Source organism: Lysinibacillus sp. 10T31 (genome assembly GCF_056394365.1).
The window spans coordinates 1-1,370 of record NZ_JBFTHS010000135.1; the positions used below are offsets into that span (position 1 = coordinate 1).

1 protein-coding gene is annotated in these 1,370 nt (G+C 35.5%); it reads right to left on the reverse strand.

Going from position 1 to position 1,370, the window contains the following annotated elements; genetic code table 11:
* Nucleotides 1-42: 42 nt before the first annotated feature.
* Complete coding sequence (locus tag AC1DCY_RS27125) at nucleotides 43-1,257, reverse strand: ISL3 family transposase (RefSeq protein WP_477355779.1); 1,215 nt, start codon at nucleotides 1,255-1,257, stop codon at nucleotides 43-45.
* Between the last annotated feature and the right edge of the window lie 113 nt (nucleotides 1,258-1,370).

Genomic DNA, 1,370 nt, shown 5'->3' on the forward strand with positions numbered 1-1,370 from the left:
GGTTCTAAGTCAAATGTTGGGGTGATGTGATCTTTTAGCACGTTAACCCAGATGAACCCCGATATCTTTATACTTTAAATTTAATAAGATTTTTGCTCGAAAGTGATCGAAGCGTCGAAAGCCATATGCATTCCGTTTCATCACTTTTGTTTTATTATTAATGCCTTCTAAGAAGCCGTTGGAATAACCAAAACTAAAGCTATTTAATATTTCTACTTGCCAGTTTTTCAATGTTTGAATTGCTTTTAAGAAAGCTGGTAATTTTGTCTCTTCTACCTTACGGTAAAAAGCTAGTAATCGCTTCTTCACTTCTACGACATCATTTTTTGCCTTTGCCCAATCAAACCATTCACAATAGGCTTCCTTTAATTCATGAGCTACTTTTAATGTTTCAGACATTTCTGTATAGCGCTGTAAGTACCACTGTTGTTTTGATGATAATTTAGATGCACGTTTATAAAATACATGACGCATACGTTTACACTTTGTGCGATTGTATTTGTCCCATTCTTTTTGTACTTGTCGGCGCACTTCATCCATTGCCCAATAGATATAACGGCTAAAATGAAAGCGGTCTGCCACAATAACAGGTCGACCTAGCGATTGACGAACAGCTGCTTTAAAACTTGGATTCATATCCATGACCACTATCTCAACATCTGCTCCATACTGACTTAAGTAATTTTTTATTGTTTCTTTTTTACGATTTGGTAAAATATCAATCGGTTCACGCGTCTCCGCATTCGCAATTATTAGCTGATACGTACCTGCATCTGTATCACCTTTATACTCATCAATCGCAATCGCTTTTGGTAAACGTACACCCTCTACTAATTGTTTATTCGCTACCTTTTTAAAACGGCGAATAATCGTCGTGGATGATGTACCTAGTACTTCTGCAGCTTCTTTAAATGTTTTAGCTTTAATAGCACGTATACTCACTACTTGATTCCATTCCTTTGAGTAACGTTGATATTTATCTACAAAGGGGGATTTTTCAGAGAAACGCTTTCCACAATTACAAACATAACGACGACGTTTATAGAAAAGAATAGTTAAACGTTCAAACCATTTTAAATGATTGATCTTTTGTATACGGTAATCGTGAACCTTCGATGTTTCTTTTTTACAAACTGGACATTGATGCGTACGTTTAGGCAATTGCACATACAATGCGATTCGATCGCCTACTTCTTCTACTTTCGTAATCTCTACATCTTTTAATCCTGGGATATTCATGTTAAAATTCATTTGCACAGTTCACCTTTCTATTACTTGTTTCTCGACAATTCAAGTATATATAAATCGGTGAATCTGTGCTTTTTTTATGCGTGGAATTGTGTGAATACCCCAACAAATATTATAGAACC